21 protein-coding genes are annotated in these 22,399 nt (G+C 41.2%); 8 read left to right on the forward strand and 13 right to left on the reverse strand.

Annotation, left to right across the window (positions count from 1 at the left end; all coding sequences use genetic code 11):
* Positions 1 to 739: 739 nt before the first annotated feature.
* Both VK664_RS12120 and VK664_RS12125 read right to left on the reverse strand, forming a co-directional pair.
* The gene (locus VK664_RS12120) at positions 740 to 928 is read right to left on the reverse strand and encodes a hypothetical protein (protein WP_461398925.1); all 189 of its coding nucleotides are present in this window, start codon (positions 926 to 928) and stop codon (positions 740 to 742) included.
* 132 nt (positions 929 to 1,060) lie between these two features.
* The gene (locus VK664_RS12125) at positions 1,061 to 3,763 is read right to left on the reverse strand and encodes an outer membrane beta-barrel protein (protein WP_461398926.1); all 2,703 of its coding nucleotides are present in this window, start codon (positions 3,761 to 3,763) and stop codon (positions 1,061 to 1,063) included.
* An 82-nt stretch (positions 3,764 to 3,845) separates the two neighbouring features.
* Here VK664_RS12125 and VK664_RS12130 point away from each other — a divergent pair, with 82 nt between their 5' ends.
* From VK664_RS12130 to VK664_RS12140, 3 genes are all read left to right on the forward strand, one after another.
* Entirely contained in the window at positions 3,846 to 4,172 is a 327-nt protein-coding gene (locus tag VK664_RS12130; protein WP_461398927.1) for a hypothetical protein, read from the forward strand.
* 20 nt (positions 4,173 to 4,192) lie between these two features.
* Complete coding sequence (locus VK664_RS12135) at positions 4,193 to 5,326, forward strand: GNAT family N-acetyltransferase (RefSeq protein WP_461398928.1); 1,134 nt, start codon at positions 4,193 to 4,195, stop codon at positions 5,324 to 5,326.
* Between the two features lie 239 nt (positions 5,327 to 5,565).
* Positions 5,566 to 6,174 (forward strand): thioredoxin family protein, encoded by a 609-nt coding sequence (locus tag VK664_RS12140; RefSeq protein WP_461398929.1) that lies wholly within the window; start codon positions 5,566 to 5,568, stop codon positions 6,172 to 6,174.
* Positions 6,175 to 6,251: 77 nt separating this feature from the next.
* Here the strand turns inward: VK664_RS12140 and VK664_RS12145 are convergent, their stop codons facing one another.
* The 3 genes from VK664_RS12145 to VK664_RS12155 all read right to left on the reverse strand — a co-directional run bounded on the left by VK664_RS12145 (position 6,252) and on the right by VK664_RS12155 (position 10,181).
* A complete protein-coding gene (locus tag VK664_RS12145; RefSeq protein ID WP_461398930.1) occupies positions 6,252 to 6,908 on the reverse strand; it encodes a polysaccharide deacetylase family protein in 657 nt (218 codons plus the stop codon).
* A gap of 89 nt (positions 6,909 to 6,997) precedes the next feature.
* A complete protein-coding gene (locus tag VK664_RS12150; protein ID WP_461398931.1) occupies positions 6,998 to 8,812 on the reverse strand; it encodes a glycoside hydrolase family 9 protein in 1,815 nt (604 codons plus the stop codon).
* A 106-nt stretch (positions 8,813 to 8,918) separates the two neighbouring features.
* A complete protein-coding gene (locus tag VK664_RS12155; RefSeq protein WP_461398932.1) occupies positions 8,919 to 10,181 on the reverse strand; it encodes a serine hydrolase in 1,263 nt (420 codons plus the stop codon).
* Between the two features lie 105 nt (positions 10,182 to 10,286).
* Here VK664_RS12155 and VK664_RS12160 point away from each other — a divergent pair, with 105 nt between their 5' ends.
* Both VK664_RS12160 and VK664_RS12165 read left to right on the forward strand, forming a co-directional pair.
* Complete coding sequence (locus VK664_RS12160) at positions 10,287 to 11,168, forward strand: flavin reductase family protein (RefSeq protein ID WP_461398933.1); 882 nt, start codon at positions 10,287 to 10,289, stop codon at positions 11,166 to 11,168.
* 181 nt (positions 11,169 to 11,349) lie between these two features.
* Positions 11,350 to 11,781 (forward strand): hypothetical protein, encoded by a 432-nt coding sequence (locus VK664_RS12165; RefSeq protein WP_461398934.1) that lies wholly within the window; start codon positions 11,350 to 11,352, stop codon positions 11,779 to 11,781.
* Positions 11,782 to 11,799: 18 nt separating this feature from the next.
* Here the strand turns inward: VK664_RS12165 and VK664_RS12170 are convergent, their stop codons facing one another.
* On the reverse strand, positions 11,800 to 12,516 hold the full coding sequence (locus tag VK664_RS12170) for a DUF4197 domain-containing protein (RefSeq protein WP_461398935.1): 717 nt from the start codon (positions 12,514 to 12,516) through the stop codon (positions 11,800 to 11,802).
* 272 nt (positions 12,517 to 12,788) lie between these two features.
* Between VK664_RS12170 and lysS the strand changes: the two genes are divergently transcribed.
* Positions 12,789 to 14,303, forward strand: a complete 1,515-nt coding sequence (lysS, locus tag VK664_RS12175; protein ID WP_461398936.1) for a lysine--tRNA ligase — start codon at positions 12,789 to 12,791, stop codon at positions 14,301 to 14,303.
* Positions 14,304 to 14,309: 6 nt separating this feature from the next.
* On the opposite strand, the gene VK664_RS12180 is transcribed toward lysS, so the two are convergent.
* The 7 genes from VK664_RS12180 to VK664_RS12210 all read right to left on the reverse strand — a co-directional run bounded on the left by VK664_RS12180 (position 14,310) and on the right by VK664_RS12210 (position 20,906).
* Complete coding sequence (locus VK664_RS12180; RefSeq protein ID WP_461398937.1) at positions 14,310 to 15,131, reverse strand: SDR family oxidoreductase; 822 nt, start codon at positions 15,129 to 15,131, stop codon at positions 14,310 to 14,312.
* Positions 15,132 to 15,639: 508 nt separating this feature from the next.
* Complete coding sequence (locus VK664_RS12185; protein ID WP_461398938.1) at positions 15,640 to 16,452, reverse strand: S1/P1 nuclease; 813 nt, start codon at positions 16,450 to 16,452, stop codon at positions 15,640 to 15,642.
* An 81-nt stretch (positions 16,453 to 16,533) separates the two neighbouring features.
* Positions 16,534 to 17,520 (reverse strand): potassium channel beta subunit family protein, encoded by a 987-nt coding sequence (locus VK664_RS12190; RefSeq protein WP_461398939.1) that lies wholly within the window; start codon positions 17,518 to 17,520, stop codon positions 16,534 to 16,536.
* Between the two features lie 24 nt (positions 17,521 to 17,544).
* Complete coding sequence (gene lptC / locus VK664_RS12195) at positions 17,545 to 18,177, reverse strand: LPS export ABC transporter periplasmic protein LptC (RefSeq protein WP_461398940.1); 633 nt, start codon at positions 18,175 to 18,177, stop codon at positions 17,545 to 17,547.
* Positions 18,150 to 19,442, reverse strand: a complete 1,293-nt coding sequence (locus VK664_RS12200; protein WP_461398941.1) for a hypothetical protein — start codon at positions 19,440 to 19,442, stop codon at positions 18,150 to 18,152. Before VK664_RS12200 ends, lptC begins: the two co-directional genes overlap by 28 nt.
* 2 nt (positions 19,443 to 19,444) lie before the next feature.
* Positions 19,445 to 20,173 carry a type III pantothenate kinase gene (locus VK664_RS12205; RefSeq protein ID WP_461398942.1) on the reverse strand — a complete coding sequence of 243 codons (729 nt, stop codon included), beginning with the start codon at positions 20,171 to 20,173 and terminating at the stop codon, positions 19,445 to 19,447.
* A gap of 82 nt (positions 20,174 to 20,255) precedes the next feature.
* Positions 20,256 to 20,906, reverse strand: a complete 651-nt coding sequence (locus VK664_RS12210) for an LON peptidase substrate-binding domain-containing protein (protein WP_461398943.1) — start codon at positions 20,904 to 20,906, stop codon at positions 20,256 to 20,258.
* Between the two features lie 104 nt (positions 20,907 to 21,010).
* Between VK664_RS12210 and VK664_RS12215 the strand changes: the two genes are divergently transcribed.
* Together VK664_RS12215 and VK664_RS12220 are read left to right on the forward strand one after the other, a co-directional pair.
* Positions 21,011 to 21,883 carry a glycosyltransferase family protein gene (locus VK664_RS12215; RefSeq protein ID WP_461398944.1) on the forward strand — a complete coding sequence of 291 codons (873 nt, stop codon included), beginning with the start codon at positions 21,011 to 21,013 and terminating at the stop codon, positions 21,881 to 21,883.
* A gap of 253 nt (positions 21,884 to 22,136) precedes the next feature.
* On the forward strand, positions 22,137 to 22,358 hold the full coding sequence (locus tag VK664_RS12220) for a hypothetical protein (RefSeq protein WP_461398945.1): 222 nt from the start codon (positions 22,137 to 22,139) through the stop codon (positions 22,356 to 22,358).
* Positions 22,359 to 22,399 lie beyond the last annotated feature (41 nt).

A 22,399-nucleotide genomic window follows, 5' to 3' on the forward strand; every position in this document is an offset into this window, starting at 1 on the left:
GAATCAAAGTTACCAGCTATCCGGTTATTGGAAAAGCGCTTGCAAGAATCCATTTGCAACAATCTTAACCAATCTTAGCTACCGAAATTTCGGTTGTGCATCATTGCATTTGCATTCTTTTCATCTAATTCGCAAGCAATCTGGTACCTGTGCTTTAAAAATATTTCCTATAGGGCCAAGGAAAAAATAACGATGGGTATTGCATCGATTGCTCGTTACAGCCTGGCAGTGATTCAACGCAGTAGTGATTCAGCGTTTTTAGGTGGCTGTGATTCAGTGTTTGCGGGTAGCAACGTTTGCGGGTTGCTACGTTTGCGGGTAACTGTGTTTGCGGGTGGCTACGTTTGAAAGCGGCCGTGTTATTTCTCCCAATCGAATGTAAGATCGGTTTGTACATTAGATCGGGCAGGGAATTGCAAAAATCAATATCAGCTCATTTGTCATCTACCGCTAATTAAGTGATTGGCTTATCCACAAGATTTAATGCTTATTGAATGATGGGACAACGAAGCCTGCTATATAGGACTGGTAAGAATTGTTATGTTAGTATGATATTCCCCCAAGTGGATGAGCTAGTTGGGAGCGGGATTGTGCCTTTGAGCGGCCTTCGTACCGTGGTCGAGTTACTGAAGCCGATCAGGGCGATACTGCAACCAGCACTTGAAAAAACCCTAACAAAGCTGATCAGGGCCCCGCAGAAGACCGGAGACAAGAACCACTCCCAGCATAAGCAAAGGTATTAACCACGGGACACAGCCGCAAAAAGGCACAATCCTGCTCCCAACGGTGCGAAGAAGCGACCAAAAACTGTCGCATAAGAATCCTGGTAACCAAAGAAAGCAAACCAGCACTTCATGCCGTAGTCGGAGTTACTGAAGCTGATCAGGGCAAAAAGCCGATCGGAGACAATCCCGCACGTGCGGGACATGAGCAAAGGTATTAACCACGGGACACAGCCGCAAAAAGGTACAATCCCGCTCCCAACGGTGCGAAGAAGCGACCAAAAACTGTTGCATAAGAATGCTCTAAAAACGACAAGCAAGAAAAGCAAAATGCAATTTTACCGACCAAATCTTTTCAGATTATAAGTAAAGCTGACCAGGAAATATTGCTGCAACACATCACTTTCAACATCTTCAATAAAAGTTTGTGATATATTACGATAAACGTTCGTGTTTTGTTTAAGGATGTCGTAAATCACAAAACGAAGCGTACCCTGCTCCTTTTTAAAGATTTTCCAATTGGCAGCGGCGCTCCAGTTCGTAACATGCTTGCGAAAACCCGGCGTGATCCTGCTATTATAATTGCTATTGATATCAGTTTCAAGTATAATCCTTTTGGTGACGTTGATATTAATATCAAGTGATAAGTTCTGTGTAATGCTGGAAGATGCCTGGCCAGTTTGCTCAAGTGAATACTTTGTGTCATTGTACCGGATTGAATAACGTGGGTTGATGTCAAACTTATTCTTCAATTCAAAATTCAGCCCGACATTTTGAGAGAGACCATAAGAATTGGCAAGATTCTTTATTTTATTACTGTACACCGTGTTTCTTCCGAGGTTCACGGATGAGCCCGAATTAACGCGAAGGGTCCACTGCTTTTTCTTCCAGTTTTTTCCATAACTTATATATAATGAGCCATTATAATTGCCGTTTGTATTTACCGGTCTCGAAATCTGTCTTCCAACCGAATCATAATAAACTTCCTGGATAATCTGATTCGTAGTGATGTTGTAGTTGGCCCCGCCATAGAGGAAGATCTGCTTTTCAATTTTCTGGGTGTTTATATTCAAATTGAAAGTATGCGTGAACGATGGTTGCAAGTCAGGGTTTCCAACTCTTATATATAGTGGGTTACGGTTATCGGCAACAGGTTGTAATTGCTGTAGCGTAGGTTGTTGATTTCTGCCATTGTAATTTAAACTGATATGATCTGTATTGTTAAACTGGTAAGCCAGGTTTGCAGCAGGGAATAAGTTTATAAAATGCTGGCTCATCAGGCTCTCCTTCGTAACAGAATAATTGTCCTGGCGAAGGAAACTGATGCTGTTACCAACTGAACCGCGTATTTTTTTACTGTTATAGTTCAGGGTTATTCCCGGGTTAATTGACTCATTCTGATTCCGGAACGAATTGGTTAGCAAGCTATCGGGTATATCATATTTACCAGAAATACTATTCAGGTTAAAAGTATTACGATAGGATAGGTTAGTTGATTTAGCATATCCGGTTCGCAGAATCAGGTTGAGATTTTTTGAAAAAGGTTCTGACCATGAGAAGGCCATATTCAGAGCCGAGCCACTATTATCATCATCACTGCGTTGATTCAGGCTGTCTGCTTCTATAGAACCCCCGATGTTAAATGTGTTAACCCCTATGTTGTCACTCAAGCCGGTATTTTTGTTGCCATTGTATCCCAGGCTCAGGGTAATACCCCGGCCTTTAGTATTCAATCTCCGGCTTATAAACATATTTCCATTCAGGCCTTTGCCTCTGTTATTGGTCAGGTAGTCGGTGTTGCTTGAGTTAATCAGGATCCCACCAAGCGTTTGGGAATATGCGTTATTATCGCTGTTTGAGCGGCCATCACGACTATTCAGCGCAACCTGGAAGTTGATATTTGTGACGCTGTCAATTTGAGCATCGCCATTAAGTGAAATGTTATGTCCATTGCTTTTATTGATATTCACATTCTCTGAAATATAATAGAAACTGGTATCAGGCAAAATATTTTCGCGTATACGTCTTGTCCGGTTCAACGTTGAACTTTCATTATAAAAATAACTCCCGTTTAATCTGAATTTCTTTCCTGCTTCAGTACTGAAATTTAATCCGGCAGAACCTGATTCAGTAATGCCGGGGCCGTTGTTACCACCTCCCCTGTTATTATTGTTTCTTCCACCTGAATTCATCCGGTTTGTATTATTTACATTACCGATAAAACTCAACTGGTTTTTGCCTTTAAAATAATTGACATTGGCAGCCGCATCATAGCGTTCCTTTGATCCATAACCAGCAGTTGCCCGCCCGAACCAACCACTCTTCTTATCTTTTTTAAGCGTTATATTAATTGCTTTGTCTTCAGTTCCATCTGTGGTTTTATTGAAGATGGCTTCCTTTGTTTTGTTGTCCGTCACCTGTATCTTATCAACAATATCTTTGGGAAGATTTTTTGTTGCCATTAGCGGATCATTCCCGAAAAACTCCTTGCCGTCAACTGTTATTTTTGACACTGTTTTTCCATTAACAGTGATGTTACCGTCTTTATCCACTTCGACACCAGGCAGTTGTTTCAGCAGATCTTCTACCACGGCATTGGTTTTCGTATTAAAGGATCCGGCATTAAATTCAATCGTATCTTTCTTGAAAATAATAGGAGGTTTTTCTGCAGTTACAATTACTTCATCCAATTCGGTATATGATTTCCCAAGTTTGATTGTATCGAATTTCAATTCCTTCTGCACTGAATCCAACTTGAATGTCTTTGCAACGGTACGATATCCATTATAGCTTATGATAACTTTAAAATTTATCTGTATAGGTACATTCTTAAGCTGGAAATTTCCCGCCTTATCAGACAAAGTGTAGTTCAGGAGTGAGGAATCTTTTATTTCAAAAACCGATATGGTTGCAGATTCAAGCGCTGTGCCTGATGTTGAGTCTGTTACAATTCCCCTGATTACGCCGGCCTGGCGCCTTTGCGCAGATGCAGAATATTCTGCTACCAGGAAAATTAAACTTATCAGGATCAGGCAACGCATTAATATGGAGCGGATAAGGTTAGAGAAGTGTGCAAATTAACCAGTAATACCGTAAAATTGTAATCTGGTTTAATTATCAAAAATGGGGGAAGAAAAAAATTATTCGCCGGAGATCATGGCACAAGTGCTGCAATCGCTGCCGCTGCATCGTCCAACGGAGATAAGATCCTATGCTGAGCTTTGCGATGAGATAAATCATCTTATAGTAGCGGACTTTCATTCACTTGTAAATATTCTTTACAGGATGGATGTGTCTGAAACCCGTATCAGTGCCGCATTATCCGGTCACCCCGGCACAGATTCGGCACAAATCATTGCTGACCTCATGCTTGAAAGACAAATTGAAAAGATAAAAACGCGAAAACAATTTAACAGCAATGGAGATATTGCAGAGGACGAAAAATGGTGAAGACTTCCTAAGTTTGCGTGATGAACCTGATAGAAGTGAAAAACCAGGTACAGAAGAAAGAATTTTTAAATCTACCAAAGAGACTATTTAAGAAAGATCCCAACTGGATAAGTCCGCTGGACTCTGACGTAGAGGCAGTTTTTAACAGTGACAAAAATGTTTTCTTCACTCATGGAGTTTGTACCCGTTGGATATTGCAAGATGAAAATGGATTAACAATTGGAAGAGTAGCCACCTTCATCAATTACAAAAAGTCAGATACGTTTCCACAACCGACAGGTGGCATCGGCTTTTTTGATTGTGTTGAAGATGAAGCCGCAGCACATTTTATTTTTGATCATTCAAGGGCATGGCTTGAAGCAAGGGGCATGGAAGCAATGGATGGTCCTATAAACTTCGGTGAAAATGACAAGTTCTGGGGCTTGTTGGTATTGGGTTTTACTCCTCCAAGTCTTGGCATGAACTATAATCCGCCTTATTACGAGAAGTTTTTCAATTCGTATGGATTCGAAAAACTTTTTGACCAGCTCACTAACCTGCTTGATGCCACCAGGCCTATGCCTGACCGGTTTAATAAAATTGCGGATTGGGTGATGAAAAAACCGGGTTATCGTTTTGAACATTTTAGTCAAAAGAATAAAGCCAGGCTATTCCGCGACTTCCAGGAAATATATAACGATGCCTGGTCAGTGTTTGAAAATTTTACCCCGATTGAACTGCCAACAATAGAAGAATCTTTCCGCCAGATGCGTCCCATTATGGATGAGAAAATAATTTGGTTCGCTTATTATAAGGACGAACCAATTGCTTTTATCGTTTGTTTGCCAGACGTAAACCAGATATTAAAACATGTTAATGGCAGGCTTGACCTGATTGGCAAGTTCAAATTCTTTTGGTATAAAAAATCCAGGGATATCAACCACCTTCGCATTATTATCATGGGATGCAAAAAAAGATTTATAAATCATGGCGTTGAATCAGCGCTTATCCGTTCATTGGGGAACGTAGTGTTGCCCAGGCGAACAATCAAAGGTGTGGAGCTAGCTTGGGTTGGTGACTTCAATTCAAAAATGCTTGCAATTCATAAAGCAACAGGCGCGGAGCTTGATAAGATTCATAGGACGTATAGATTTAGATTTAGTGGTAAGTTGTGAGTTGTAAGTGGTGAGTTGTAAGTGGTGAGTTGTAAGTGGTGAGTGGTGAGTTGAGTGATGAATTATGAGTGATTTAATGAATGTTGGACCATAAATAGCAAATATTTATTGAATGGGGCACAACCCCCGATACGGGGTTGACTTCGCATAGCCCGGGTTGCAACCCGAGAGACAGGGTGAAATCACGGGAAACAGGGTGAAACCACGGGGGAATTGGGTTGATAAAAAAAATCTGCATTATGCAAATAATATCAAATGCTGCAATGGATCCGATGGTTGATGGAAGGCAAATGGTATTTGTGCCGGGGCGATCAACTGCGATGATGATTGCATTATGTTTTTTTGTGTCGATGAGCTTCGGTCAGGCACCTGAAGCCGCAGATAAAATAATTGCTGACGCACAGGCAGTGGCTGCTAAAGAAAACAAAAACATTTTTGTAATCTTTCATGCTTCATGGTGTGGTTGGTGTCATAAAATGGACACTGCTATGAATGATCCTTCAATAAAAAAATATTTTGACGACAACTATGTTATAAGACATCTTGTTGTTTTGGAATCAAAAAGCAAGAAAAATCTTGAAAACCCGGGTGCCCTTGATCTGATGAAAAAACAGAGCGAAGAAACCTCAGGTATTCCTTTCTGGGTCGTGTATGATCAGCGCGGGCAAAAACTTTTCGATTCAAGAGAAAAATTAGCAAATGGCCAAACGGGAGAGAATGTTGGTTGCCCGGCCAGCGAAAAAGAAGTGGATCATTTTATCAATGTACTCAAGGCCAGTTCAAAAATTAATGAAGAAGGGCTAACGGCAATCAGGAAACGTTTCCGAAAAATTGAAGCGGGTATTTAATTCATAGTATTTGGTTCATGGTATTTGATTCATGGTATTTGATTTTCAAATGATTCAAAATACGGTACAGGATTTTTTTATTGTACATCATTAAGCAACTCATCAACTCTTACAGGTTTATATCCTTTTGCCTTAAGAAACTGCAATAATTTTTCCAGGTGATAATAGAATTTATCCGTTCGTGCGGGGTCAGTTCCTATGTGCATAAGCAGGATAAACCCGTTCAAACCACTGGGCGAGTTGGCTTCATAGTTAACTACAGAACTGAAAATCTCTTCACTGGTTCTGTATCCTTTCATCAATGGTGTTGTATAATCAGTGCTGGTTCTTGTACCGGAAGTAAAGTTTATTAACTGAAGAGAAGTTTTTTTTGTCCATGAAGCGATAGTATCATTGTACCATTCATATGGGGGCAGAAAAAACTTTGCGTCAGTTTTTCTGATACCAAAGGCGGCCATTTTTTTATAGTTTTCCGTCAAATCGTTGTAAAACATTTGCTCTGTAACCAACAGGCTGTCACGTTTCGTCCAATCACAATACAAAAGGTGTCGATCCGAATGTGGACCGAGATAATGATTAGCGGCTTTTATTTTTGAGATGAGGTTCCGGAATTTTCGATTTGCGTAAAAATTACCGGTCAGGAAAAATGAAGCTTTTGTATCATGTTCATTCAATGTACTGATAATATGTTCCCCTCCATCCGCAAACTCATCACCGGTGAACACTATAGCCATTTGTTTCGAGTTCGTGTCACCACGAACTATTGCACCATGGCTCCAAACTATTGCTCCATGATTTTTTACATATAAATCATTGCCAGGAACTACTTCTGCATGATCAGCGCTGAAGGCTTTTTTTTTAAAAGGTTTGTGGCCTGAGCTTCCATGGCAGCGAGCAGGTAAACCAGTGAAGCAGTACCATCCATAGTCGGTTCGTTGGTACTATAGTCTCCAAAATCATCGTGATAAACAACGAGACTGCTTTGGAAGGCCGCGTATTCATCAGGTTCATACAATTTTATCCCGATAAGATTATTGTATATACTGCCATAAACCGGGCCATCTACCAGTCCGCCATCGATCGGGTATTTTCCTATTTTTGTGAATGCAGAATGTGGATCAACCGGTGTGTCACCATGAGAGGGTAATCCGTATACCATACTGGTACCCCAGGGATTACATCCGAATAACCAATCGAAGTTCGACTGCTCCAGTTCTGCATAAGTCTGATCTCCGGTCATTTCACGGTACCAATAGCATTGTATTGCGAATGATGTAGTCAGATTGTTACTGCACCAGATAAAAGGAACACCACGGTAAAAGCCATTTTGTTTTGCCTTTGTCCATACTGATTCTATTCCTTTTTTATAATAGCCCTGTAGCTCTTTCTGTTTTTTGCCGGCAGAAAGCTTTGCAAGTTCATAGTGACCGAGGTTGATAAATGGATACCATTGGTAGTGGCTGGCTGTGTCTTTGCCCAACCATGGGGTTATCTTTTCTTTTTTTGCAAAACCTTCCGCCTCTCTCAGATATTTTGCATCTTTAGTAAGTGTATACATTGTTGTTGCAGCGAGCTCCATGTCATCGGTCCAGTTCGCTTCAGCATACACATATGGTGATAACACAGATGCTGTTTGTGCAAACCCTGGTTTGGCTTGTCCGAATGCATAAGCAGAAGCACTGCGTTTTTGAAGCAAAGAAGCATAAGCTGAATCCTTCGATTGCAACAGTTGATAGCCCAGGCCAAAGGCACTTGAATATTTTCCTGCTGTGGAAGCAGTACCTGTTGTGAGATTCATTTTCTTTCCTTGTTGCTGTGGTTTGCCTGAGAGGAAATAAACGGGTCGCTCATAACCTCTTCCATAAAATGAATCAAGCTTTGGAATACGCAGGCCACGATGGTCGCGATCGTCTCCCAGCTGGTTGAACATGATATTATCAGAAGGATGCATTTTTAACAACCAGTCCATGCCCCATTTTGCCTCATCTAATACATCTGCGGTACCATTGACTCCACTTAGTCCATTGCCCAGGTGTTTATCTGTAAACACTGATGGAAAATCGCGGTAAGCTGCGAGCAAATGATAAGTAGCATTTGCAGATGTGCTAACATATTGCAGGTAATCTGAGGCATCGTGCCAGCCACCGACGGCATCAATATGGGTGCTATCGGGCATTGGTCCATACAAAGTGTACCCATCGTACATATGACAGGAATCTTTAAGGAAAGGATTGAAACCGCTTCTCTGCTGTCGCATATATCTAAGACAAAAATCGGCTGCACCTTTATAAACATCCTGTGAGATAGTAAATTCAGGGGATGACACGCCACCAGCTACGATTACATACCTGCCCGGTTGATTGAATTCGGAAAAATTTAGTCTTCCGGTATTTGTAAAAGGTCCGTATGCACCAAACTTTTTTACCTGTTTAGATTGATAAACGGTTTTACCGCTTAACACATCAACTATCGTAAATTCAGAAACAGCCGCACCAACCTTAGAACACCACACTGCCACCTTTGTTCCTGAAGGTTTATACCCTAGCAGATTAATACGAATCCAGGCTTCAGGTTCGGCTGGCCCCCTAAAAGCAAAAAGGCCGAGGCAAATACTTATGGCTACAAACAATCTTTTCATATTGGACATAATAACGGAAGGCAAATAACAGAACGCATATAACGATAAATAACCGAAACTATAACTAAAATAAATATTCTAATAGTCAAAAACCCTGATAAATATTCTAATAATCAGAAACCCTGAATTTAGAAAGATCAGGTTTATGTTTTCTGTTTCTTTCGAGTTCATAGTCATAAATGATATTACCAATTTCTTTGAAAAAAGGGTAGCCGGTTTGTTCGTATTCGTATTTGTTATCATTCAAAATGCCATCGCTGTTCACATAAATGACACCACTGAGCATAAATTCAACCTTATTTTTGAAATCAACGATATATGCTACATCTGTAAGGAATCCATATGACCAGCCGGTTTTATTAAAAACCCTGATATGCGGCGGGATTTTCGATTTACCGGATTTAAACATAAAGAATTTTGTATAGCTATCGAAATATTCGCTTGTGTCGTAATTGGGATATGATGATTCGTGGGGCAGCATGCTCATATAACGATACAGGAATTTATAATCATCTTTATTCAGATAGAATCTTTTTTGTTCAGGCATCGATTCAGGGAATAATACGGTCTGCATCAGCTGCTGCAAATCTGCCAGGGGGGCATTATTATGTGTTGTAAAATTCATGGGCGAATCAATGAGCTTTTCATCGCGATCATAATAGGCATTGCCAATATAAATCTGCCGTTTAAAATCAAAAAGTATCTTATTAAATGCTGGTGGTTGTATGTAAATGATATTGCTATTTTTAATAAATCTTACCTGGTTCGTATGGCGGTTCTCATCCTCATTCATGGTAACGAAACGACGGGTAATTCTAAAATCTTTGTAACCCATCGCCCATAATCTTTCATTCATAAATTGCTGGCCGTTAAATTCATAAAGACGGTTATATGCTTCATTATCACTAACCAGGAATACTTTTTTTATATAATGTGCCACAGAGGGCAGACCAGACTCAGCGCTGGTGTCCTTCAATACATCAGTCTGACGTGAATAGCTGCTGTCGGTTAACATCCCGTTGTATTTATCTATTCCTTTTGAAGACAGTTGATTCATTTTCTCAAGGGCGAGGAAAGCGACGGGCATTTTTACCATGGAAGCAGGATTGAAATATTCATTTTTATCAACCCGGTAATTGAAATGGGTAAAAGTTGGCCTGTTTCGTTTATCACGGTCAATGCGGGTATAAATGAGCTGATACCGGAAAATTTCAGGTTTGGAAAGTATGGATTTCAAAGAATCCGAAGCTTTTGAATAGATCAGATTCCTCAAAAATGTGGTGTCCTGTGCCTTGGATATTGATATCGAAAATACAAGACTACATGTAACTGAAATTGCCCAGCCTGTTTTCCCCCTGAAAAAATTCATGCATTCTTTAATTTAAATTGCCTTAAATGCCAATCCCGCTAACTTTAGCACAATTTAAACTTTCAGGCGGATGAAACATCCCTATAAAATTTCAAAGAGTCATTTATGATTATAGATATAACTGATCTTTCGCTGGTTCAGCAACAGCGATATCTTCAACACGCCATTGCCCCAAGACCAATATGTTTTGCAAGTACAATTGATCATAATGGTGATGTGAATCTTAGTCCCTTTAGTTTTTTCAATCTTTTTTCAATCAAACCCCCGATAGTTATTTTTTCACCTTTAAGAAGAATGCGGGATAATAAAACCAAACATACCCTTGATAATCTGCGGGAAGTACCAGAGGTTGTTATTAATATCGTTGATTATGATATGATACAACGGGTGAGCCTCGCGAGTTGTGAATTTCCGAAGGGTACTAATGAGTTTATCAAAGCTGGATTTACGAGCGAACCAGCAACAATTGTGCGGCCTCCAATGGTAAAAGAAAGCAAGGTTAAACTTGAGTGCCGGGTTACCGAGATCCGGGAGTTGGGAACAGAAGGGGGAGCGGGAAATCTTATCTTATGCCAGGTAGTCAGAATGCATATTGATGATTCCATCCTGGATGAAAATGGGATGATCGATCAACAGAAACTTCAACTGGTTGCCCGTTTGGGCGGAGACTGGTATTGTAAAGTTGAAATTGCGAACCTATTTAAGGTGCCAAAACCAAATACACAAATAGGAATCGGGATTGATCAATTGCCCGAATCTATCAGGAAAAGCCGGATCCTTACAGGAAACAACCTGGCACAACTGGCTAACGTTAGCGCATTGCCCGTTATTGAACCTTCCTTTGATGATGACAAATTGAAAAGTATCTTCCAGTATTTTAGTATAAATCCCGACGAAATGGAAAACGAGATTCATTTGTATGCAAAACAATTGCTGGAATCCAACCAGCTGGCATCTGCCTGGCAGGTTTTGCTGGCCACCGCATAAGTTACCAGATAAGTTTGATGGCAAATACACTCAAACTGCCTGATAAGACCAGGAATTACTTCATAAATCCGCTGATACATTCGTTAAATTCTGAATAGACTTCTTTAATCTCCGCCTGATTAATCTGAGCTAAAATTTCATTAACTTACGAGAAGCGATATTTAAGTCGACCTTCCAGTTTATGAAGCGCATTCTTGTTTTTATTTTGCTGCTCTGCTTCATTCGGGCTACTGCTCAGCAAATTACTGATACACCCGAAGAGTATCTGCGAAAAGGCAGGAAGCTCGAAACTACGGCCTGGATACTGGTAGGTTCAGGCGTAACTATGATTACAGCAGGAACAATACTCGCTCTAAATACAGAATGGGGCGACCTGGACTATGATGATGCGTATCACGGCCGCCAGGAAACGATGAAGGCGACCGGGTCCGTGGTCCTGATCGGCGCAGGTGTTATTGCTTCAATCGGCAGTATCCATCTTTTTATCATGGCAGCTAAAAACAAAAGCAAAGCAGCTTCGTTTTCTTTTACCAATCAACGTTACCAGCTTCTGTCGCAGGGAAAGATTTCGACAGCTTCACTTCCTGCATTAACATTCAAAGTGAATTTATAGATCATTTCAAATCATCAATCAAAACCGGGATCCAAATACTTTTTTAAGGATAGCTGTTGTACGTGCAACGGGGTTTTCCCTGATATTGATTTCTTCCTTTTCAATCTGATCAAACAATGCATCAGTTGCTTTGCTTACAACATAGGAAGGCAGGTCAGGATTGATTTTATTAAATGTAGTTGGAATGTTATTATAGAGGTTTACAATTTCACTGTAGTATTTGGTCGCGCCTAATTTGTCTAGCGACTGCTTTACAGAAGGAGAGAAGGCAACCAGTAATTTTTCCCTGGTTTTTACCCTGAAATAATTGGTGGCAGCATTTCGCTCTCCTTTAATAATATTGAATGCATCGGTTATGGACATTTCCCGGATAGCATCTACAAATACTGGTTTGGCAAATCCTACGGCATCTTCAGCGGCCCTGTTGATCTGCAAAATGGCTTTGTCCACTTCTTTACCCAAGCCTACCTTCCTGAGTGTTGATTCGATTTTCTGAGCATCTGCGGGTAACAACACTTTATAAAAATCGTTTCCGAAAAAAGCATTCTCCTTATTCAGATTAAAAATTGCGGTGGTTACTCCTTGAGAAAGCGCTTCCCTGATTCCCTGGCTGGCCTCAGTTTCAGTTACCGTGCCACCGGATCCAATTGTACCGTTAGTCGGAAGAGTTGACAAAGTTTCACATCCCATTAAACAAAATAAAACTGCAACGAACAGTAGACTTCTAATAATCATAGTTGACATTTAATTATCATAATTCAGATTTAATAAGTTACGGACTGCATAAAGTGTACCTGCCTACGCTAAAGCTTCGGCAGGCAAAGCCCTCCTACGCTAAAGTTACGGTGGGCAAAGCTCTCCTACGCCAAAGCTTCGGCGGGCAAAGCTCTCCTACGTTGAAACTACAGAGAGCAAAGCCCTCTTTCCCAAAAGCTAATTCGGGCTTCGCCCGACGAAGCCTTGGCGTAGTCGGGAAATGATCTATTTTTGCAACTCAAATTTTTTAAATGCATCTATCAGAACAGGAGATCATCAGGAGGGAGAAACTTAAAACATTACAGGAAATGGGTATAGATCCGTTTCCGGCACCTACATACCCGGTTAATGCTTACGCAAATGATATAAAGCTTCGTTTTAGGGGAGAGGAAAATAAGGAAGAATTTGCTAATGTTTGCCTCGCCGGTCGGATTATGGGCGTTCGAGACATGGGAAAAGCTTCGTTTGCTGTTCTCCAGGATAGTTCCGGAAAAATTCAGATTTATCTTAAGCGTGATGAGATCTGTCCTGGTGAAGACAAGACCCTTTATGATAAGATCTGGAAACACCTGGTTGATATTGGTGATATCATCGGAGTCAAGGGATATATTTTTACAACCAGGACAGGTGAAACTTCTGTTCACGTAACAGAACTTCAGTTCCTGACCAAATCTCTTAAGCCATTGCCCGTTGTAAAGGAAAAAGAAGGCGAAACATTCGACCAGGTTACCGATCCTGAATTCAAGTATCGTCAGCGTTATGCCGACCTTGTTATAAATCCTGATATCAAAGAAACATTCCTCAAGAGAACGCGCCTGATCAATTCTATGCGCGACTTTTTGAATGAACGTGGTGCAATCGAAGTAGATACCCCGGTATTACAGGCTATACCCGGAGGAGCCGCTGCGCGTCCTTTCACTACGCATCACAATGCGCTTGATGTGCCCTTCTACCTGCGAATTGCAAATGAGTTATATCTCAAGAGACTGATTGTTGGCGGGTTCGACTGGGTATATGAATTCAGCCGCAATTTCCGTAACGAAGGAATGGACCGCACGCATAACCCTGAATTCACCGTTCTGGAATTTTATGTTGCCTATAAAGATTATATATGGATGATGGATACTACTGAACAGATGCTTGAGAAAGCCGCGCTTGCTGTGAATGGTTCCACCATCGCGATGGTTGGCGATAAAGAGATCAATTTCGCTGCACCTTATCGAAGGATTACCATGTACGATGCAATTAAAGAATATACCGGTGTTGATATTTCAGGAATGAATGAAGAAGAATTACGTGAGGTTTGCAAATTGCAACACGTGCATGTAGATAATACCATGGGAAAAGGAAAGATGATAGATGAGTTGTTCAGTGAAAAATGCGAGGATCATTTCATTCAACCGACCTTCATCATTGATTACCCTATTGAGATGAGCCCGCTTACAAAAAAGCATCGTTCGAAACCAGGGCTGGTGGAGCGTTTTGAACTAGTCGTTAACGGAAAAGAGATTGCTAACGCATATACGGAGCTAAATGACCCCATTGATCAGCGCGAACGATTTGAAGACCAGGTTAAATTAATGGAAAGAGGCGATGATGAAGCAATGTATATCGATTATGATTTTCTCCGGGCCCTGGAGTACGGTATGCCGCCAACTTCAGGAATCGGTTTTGGGATCGATCGTATCGTTATGATGATGACCAATCAACCGTCCATTCAGGATGTTCTTTTGTTTCCGCAAATGCGTCCTGAACAAATGGATTAATAAATATCAAAGAAATAAGTCGCGCATCAGTTTTTGGTCTGGATTTACGGCATATTTTGAAAAATCAGTTACGCCTTCTGTTTTAAGCACATCTTCATCAACAAAAAAATTGCCGGTGCATTCAAACGATGATTTTTTCAGAATGTAAAATGCGGCATCAGCTACTATTTCGGGATGCCGGCTCCGCTGCATTAAGAAATCACCACCAAGAAGGTTTTGAACAGCGGCTGTGGCAATTGTTGTTTGAGGCCACAAAGCGTTTGCCGCAATACGTGAGGGGCGCAACTCTTCGCTAAAGCCGAGCACCATCATACTCATACTGTACTTGCTGATTGTATAGGCAACATGTTTTCCGAACCAGGCCGGGTCCATATTTAATGGTGGCGATAAATTCAGGATATGAGGATTTAATGCTTTCCTCAGATGAGGGATGCAGGCTTTACTCATCAGGAAAGTTCCACGTACATTGATACTCTGAATAAGATCAAAACGTTTTGCTTCAGTCTTTTCTGTTTCTGTAAGGCTTATTGCACTGGCATTGTTTATTAGGATATCAATCCCCCCGAAAGTATCTACTGTTTTCTTAACCACATCATTAATACTTTCTTCAAACCTTACATCTCCCTGCAGCGGCAGACATTTGCCTCCTCCTGCTTTTTCTATTTCCTGAGCAGCAGTAAAAATGGTCCCTTCGAGTTTAGGATGAGCTTCGGCAGTTTTACCCACGATGGCAATATTAGCACCGGCTTTGGCGAGGCGGATTGCTATCGCTTTTCCTATTCCCCGGCTACCGCCCGAAATCAAAACTGTTTTATTTGCAAATTCCATATATCAGAAATTTAAGTATACGAACAAGAATGTACGACAATTTATTGACGAAGATTGTGAGGCGCAAGCCTTTATATGTTACCTATATTGTTACTGAAAAACTATCGTATAAATATAAGCGCTTTTAACTGGAAAGATATACGTCCCTTATACGGATTGACTGTTGGTAGAACTACGAGCAAACCAGTAAATCATGAATTGTTAAAATCCAGCATTAGCGCTCTTGCATCCGGCACACCACGGTATTATGTTTGTGATGTCAGATTGATTGATGCGTGAACAACCCAATATCCTGAAAAGCCAAATCAACATCCTAAGTAAAACCAATCCAAAGTCCAAAGAAAAACCAATGTTCCGTTTATCACTTAATCAGGCAACAATCCAAATGTCCCGTTTAGATCCAAATCCGTGAGAACTTAAAATTTGTACCTATTGATGACCAAACTATGTTGGTAAGGTTGTACAAAGTTCTTAAACAGCCCTCTGATCCGGGGCTGTTTTTTTTCTGCTATGCGAACACCTGGTTTAGTATCCCGGCAAGCCTTATCCCACCCTTCAACAATTGGCCGTTAAGCATTTCAAGGTTATCGAAGTTGTATTTATAACTAAGCTTTTGATTATCTTCTTTTATACCGGCATAAACTTTCCGGGATTGCAAATAGGTATCGAAAACCCATTCAGCAAGTGGTTGTTTTTGCCAGGCATCACGTTGTTCCTTACTGGTATGGTTAAGCGCTGCAGCATATTCCGTATAACTAAGTTGTTGAAATTCGACTAGTTGCTCATCCCAAACCCGGTGCAGGTTTGAAGGTTGATTGAACCATTGAACCCTGACCCTGTTTCCGCCCAAATCAGATAAACGCGCCACATGCATAGGCTGATGCAAATCGCCGACGATATGAATCAGCAATCGCAGATAAAGCAGCTTTTTTTCTGGTCCCATTTTTTTTGCTTTTAGACTATCAACGATCATGTTCACTTTCGTATAGGCATCAACGGCAGTATCGTTTTTTAATCTTTCTATAAACTGATCATGGTTCAGGGAGTCATTGATGTTTATAAAATGCCAGTTATATAAATAGTCATAAGCAGGATCTGATTTATAAAAGTCGGCCCAGTTACTGGCCATGGCAAGGGATTCAGTTCCAAGAATCTTTGCGATTTCCTTTCTCGCCTTCGCCGTCAGATGAAATGAGGCGATCTCACCAACTACCCGGTGACCAATCACCCCCCAGGCAAGACCCTGGAAAGGCAGATACAAAGCAACAAAGAGTATAAAAATGAATTTCAATTTTGATTCCCTGAACCTGGTTATGTTCATATATAAATTTCTTTAGTAAGTCTCGCAATTATTCTTTCTATATCATACCGAAGTTGTGTATCTCATGCCTGCTTTATATAATCAGGCCAGATCCATTGCTGGTTTATTTTGAAGAACATCTTCAATTTTCTTTATCAATTCAGGGGATAGTTTTTTTAATGTATCAAGCGCCTTGAGGTTATCATGCAACTGCGATGCTTTGGTTGCCCCAAGGATTGCAGATGTTACATTGGGATTATATATGGTCCATGCAATAGCAAGTGAAGCAAGTGTTACATCAAGTTCTTTTGCAATGGTAGCAAGGTTCTTAACCTTAGCAATTTTATCTTCCTGCACCCAGCGTTTTTTCAACCAGTCGAAACCTTCTATCGCCAGTCTTGAGTCTTCCGGGATACCATCGTTGTATTTTCCGGTAAGAAAACCTGCTGCCAGCGGACTCCAGATCGTGGTGCCCAGGCCAACGTTTTTGAAAACAGGCAGATAATCCATTTCCATCTTAAACCGCTCGAACATATTGTATTGAGGTTGCTCCATCACCGGCCCTATCAGCTTGTATTCCTGTGCAACACGATGTGCTTCCATTATTTCAGCACCACTCCACTGGCTTGTGCCCCAGTAAAGAATTTTTCCCTGTTGAATAAGATTGTGCATGGTCCACACAACTTCCTGTATTGGAGTATCAACATCGGGGCGATGACAAAAGTAAAGGTCAAGATAATCTGTCTGCAAGCGGGTTAGGGCTTCATGGCAGGCCTCAATAATATGTTTACGACTCAGCCCCGTCTGATTCGGCTTGCTGTCTTTACGGGATCCGAAATAAACCTTCGATGATAATAAATATGAAGTCCGATCCCAGTTTTTCTTTTTCAGAACCCGGCCCATCATGTTTTCGCTTTCACCAAAAGCATATCCTTCGGCATTGTCGAAAAAATTGATGCCATTATCGTAAGCTATGCCCATTAATTCATCCGCGCTGTTGTCTTCAATCTGTTTGTGAAAAGTTACCCAGCTACCATAAGATAAAACGCTCAGCTGAAGTCCTGATCTGCCTAGTCTTCTATATTCCATACCAATATTTTTTTGTAGTTATGTTTATTGCAATCCTTCTTCTGATGCATTTACACGCCCGCTGTTTCCATAGGTTTCTCTCCAGCTAAGATCCTGGGCCGCACGAAGGCCATTACGATGGTACAGGATATTTCCATTGCGTTGGTGCAGTTCGGCTGGTTTATCGGTATAAAATTCTTCCTTATTCTGATCCCACCAAAGCTCGCGCGATTTCAAGGTGTCACCTGATTGCAAATTAATCACCATCACGCTATCCTTTAAAAAGATCTTCTTTTGCGACTCAAAGTATTTGGCGTACATCGCATCAAGTGTGCTTTCGATTTTTATGGAATCATCATAAAAATCAACATGCAGGGAGTTGGGAAATTCCATGAACGACGAATCCGATCTATCTAATATATACCTCCGCATCAGTGGAGACAGTAACCGCGCTTTTACCTTGCCAGCTTCGCTGAGATAGCTTTCGATCTGCTTTGCTTCTTCAACACCATTTTTCTTCTGCCGGAGATTATCAACCTTTTTAAGATCGTTTTCACAGCCTGAAATAAAAAAGCAGCCTGTGATCAGTGCTGCAAATATTGTTGAACCTCTAAGAAATCGAGGCGAAAAACGCATAGTCATCGCATCCGTTAATAATATTTTCTTTTCACGAACCATATATCACTCAAATTCAGTCCAAGGGCGAGAGCAAAAAAGTTTTCACGAATCGTATTGGTCTTATCTCCTCTTTTTCCAAATTCCAGCGTCAGATTTATAACAGCGAATTGCTTGGTATAAGCTGGTGGGCGCATAGGCAGTCCCAGGCCTAAAGATACCGAATAAGTTGGCCGCTCCCCGTCTACATTCACATAGTCCGAACCAAGGTTGAAGCCGGCGCGGTAAGCGACGCGGTTCCAATAACTTTTAGCGTTAAAGGCGTTAGGAATAACCTGGCCACCCACATGTACCTGCCAGCTATTCTGAAGAAAATCTTTTTCTCCATAGAAGCGGTAATCAAGCCAGTTGGTTTGAGTAAAGTCTGCACCAAGCATCCATTTCGATTCCTTATCTACCATCAGGCCGAATCCGAAACTTGAAGGATATATGATCTTCCCACCGATTCCTTTCTCTCCATAAACACTATCAACCTGAACCGGCCCGTTTTCCTGCGGAATGAAAGTTTCATTGAGAACATCCTGGGAACCGTTCAATGTTTGTTGCAGGTTTCCAAATGCGCCAACATGAAGACGAGTGGTGTTTTTCAGCTTCACCGTGTACTGTAAACCCGCGTTTATTAGTGCTCCGCCATAACTGGTTTTCGTTGAATGGGCGGATTGGTAATATAGAACAGTGTCATTAAGCAACTGCTGGGCATTTCGGACGTTTTTTGATCCAAAAAGGTAGCCGAAATTGACTCCAACCCGTAAATTTTTGAATCCGAACCCCGTACCGGCAAAAACCTGTTGTGATCCACCATCGCCCTGGAACAAAGTCTGTACAGAATCCTTTAGTGTACCGTTATTTAAAAATTGTCTGCGTTCAATCTGGTAACTTACCCTTGTCATCGGCCGTAGTCCGAAAGCTAAACCCCAGTCCCTTTTGCGGCTAAGGGGAATACCAATAGTTACGTATGAAATATTAGGACTTGCTGAAGAAAATTTTCTGGGCGGGTCAATCGCCTTGAGAGTGCTCGTGTTTACTTCCAAACCAATATCAAGTACAGTCGCTTTGAGTCGGGAATAAGAAGCCGGGTTGGAAAAGTTCACTGACTGATAGTCTCCATAGGCTGCGGAAAAGCCACCCATGCCCCTGTTTATTATATTTTGAAAAGGAACGGGGGTACCCAGACCATATCTTGAAAAAGGAGAATTTTCAGTTTGAGCGGTTGCCAGCGAAACCCCTGAAAGGAACATAAATGCTAACAGCCTGATTTTCTTATACATTATCATACATTATTATACTCACAGATAGCATACAGACCTTTATAGATTAGATTGGGGTCTGCAAATATCTTCTTTTTTAGATGGCGGACAAAAAAGGTCGTATCACCCCCGGTTAAAACGACGTTAAAGTTGGTGTATTTTTCCTCATAACTCTCTATAATTCCGTCGATTTCCTTAGCCATGCCAAGTACGACTCCGCTCAAAATATTTGTGCGGGTGTCGTAGCCTACAAGGGGGAAATTCCAGTCTTTTTCTATTAATGGCAACAAATCGGTAAATGTATTCAGTGATTTGAACCGCATCTCAAGTCCCGGTGAGATACCTCCACCAAGAAACTGGCTGAACTTGTTTACAAAGTTGTAGGTAATTGCAGAACCCAGCCCAATTACCAGGTTATTCTGGCCGGGGAAAAGATCAACAGCAGCTACAACAAGCCCCAAACGGTCGGCGCCGATGGTTTCAGGTTTACCAACCGGTGTAGTGACAGGAATTTTGGAGAGATGAGTAAGTTTATGAAACCTGGTTTCTGCGGCCAGGATCCGCTCAAAGGCCGGATTGTGGTTTATAACCGAAGAAAGTAAGGTTTTTTCTGGCTTCCAGGTGTCCAGAATTGCTCTTAGGGATTCTTCGCTGTCATCCTCCATTACCAGGAGTTCCTTCATTTCACGGCCGACAAAAACCGCGCACTTCTTACGGGTATTGCCAAAATCAAAGCAGCAGCTAATGGTCATGATTGATTGATGATGATCCGACGGGCCGGGGCCTGCCGGAATTTTGTGTTTAAAGCGCGAAAATAAACTTTAAGCACATTTCTCAAAGATTTATATCGAGATCCAGCGGTGAGAGGTTTCGGAAATGACCGTTGAGCTTCACTTTTTCTTTTAAAAGCTCCATTTCCATCAGCATAGGGAGAACCTTCTGCAGATGACGTTTGATGTATTCCTGGCGCTGAATTTCCTGCATCAGGCCCAGTAACTCATATTCTTCATCGAGCGACATTCCGGCATGATGACCCACATCATAGGAATTAAGCTCTAAGTCCGGTTTCTTGAAATCTTTTGTAATATTCAGCAAACGATGGAGTTCCTTGATGCCTTTAACTATCTTCTCCATCAGGTCCCGGTTCGCTGTTACCATCATATTAGGAGGATAATTCACAATGGCGCCGCTGTATAATTTGTCGGGCACAAGTTTAATCATTTCCAATACACGGAATATCGCAAGGCCTTCCGTTTTTATGTCCATCTCTCCATTTTCGTAAACCTGCACTATTTCTGTGACCTGAACCAGGGTTCCCATTTCCTGGAGCTGATTATTCACCACAGCAGGCACTCCAAACGGCTTTTTAGCCTCAAAACTCTCTTTTACCAGTTGTTTATACCTTGGTTCAAAAATATGAAGTGGTAATTTTTCTCCGGGATAAACAACCAGTGATAATGGAAATATCGGAATGAAATTCGTCATCTATATCTATTCAGAACTAGCTTAACAAAAGTAAGAACCCTTAGGCACAAATTACTTAGTTTTACCAACGGGTTGGCACCATCCCCGGTACAAAGATTCAGCAGATGAAAATCTCAGGTTTTACTATTATTAAAAATGCATTACGGAATGATTACCCTATTATCGAAGCGATTACTTCAATACTTCCGGTAGTAGATGAAATGATTGTTGCCATTGGAAATTCAACTGATAAAACAGAAGAGCTCATCAGAAATATAGGTTCAGAAAAGATCAGGATTGTACATTCAGTTTGGGATGTAAGCCAAAACAATAAAGGCGGTACCATCCTCGCAGTGGAAACCAACAAAGCTTTTCAGCACATATCACCTGATAGCGACTGGGCATTCTATATCCAGGGCGATGAAGTATTGCATGAAAAATATCACGATTCTATAAGGCAGGCAGCTGCAAAATATAAAGATGATAAAAAAGTAGATGGTTTGCTTTTCAAATATCTGCATTTTTTTGGCACCTATGATTATGTGGGCGACAGCCGGCGCTGGTATCACCGGGAGGTACGGATAATCAGGAATGATAAAACTATTTCTGCATATCGCGATGCCCAGGGTTTCAGGCGGAATGGTGAAAAGATTAACGTGAAACCTATAGCCGCCACCATGTACCATTATGGATGGGTAAAAAGCCCAAAACAGATGCGTGAAAAACAAAAAAATGTGATTCAGTATTGGGAAGACCAGGAAGCCACAAAAAAAAGACTGCTCGCAACTGATATATTTGACTATAATGAATTTGATTCCCTTCAGCGTTTCTCAGGAACACATCCCCAGGTTATGAAGAAAAGAATAGCTGAAAAGAACTGGGAAATTGACATGGATATTTCCAAAAAACACTTCACAATAAAGGATCGATTCCTGTATTGGATTGAAAAAAGGACCGGCGTGCGTCTTTTTGGCTTCAAGAATTACCGGATTATCTGATTTTTCCACCATTCACTCAAAAAAAATTCCTCCTGCGCAACGCTTATCAGTTACAGGAGGTCATGGATCTATATTTGTCCATATAGAAACCGCGCACAAATACCAATGATCATTTTACCTTATTCTAAACAGTACCTTATAATAGACTAATCGACGGTTCTTTACAAACCCATCCCGTATATACGGGATGGGTTTTTTCATTTTCCCTGAAATTTAACGCTGAAGAAATCGGATTGAGGAGTATTTTTGCATTATGAAAAAGTGGGGTCGGTTTATAAGCATTTTAACTTTTTTCTTTTTCACTGCGATCTTCCAGTTGCAGGCTCAATGCTCTATTTGTACAAAAACCGCCCAGCAATTGGGTGAGGGTCCTGCAAGAGGCCTTAACGGCGGAATTTTATACCTGGCTGCAGCGCCAATCATGATCCTTGGTTTTATCGGTTACAAATGGTACCAGAGTAATCGTTCTTCTTAATTATTTTCTGATCTTTCCTCACGGGGCTTTATCTTGTATGC

The organism is Flavitalea sp. (assembly GCF_035489435.1).
Taxonomy (GTDB): domain Bacteria; phylum Bacteroidota; class Bacteroidia; order Chitinophagales; family Chitinophagaceae; genus DATHKG01.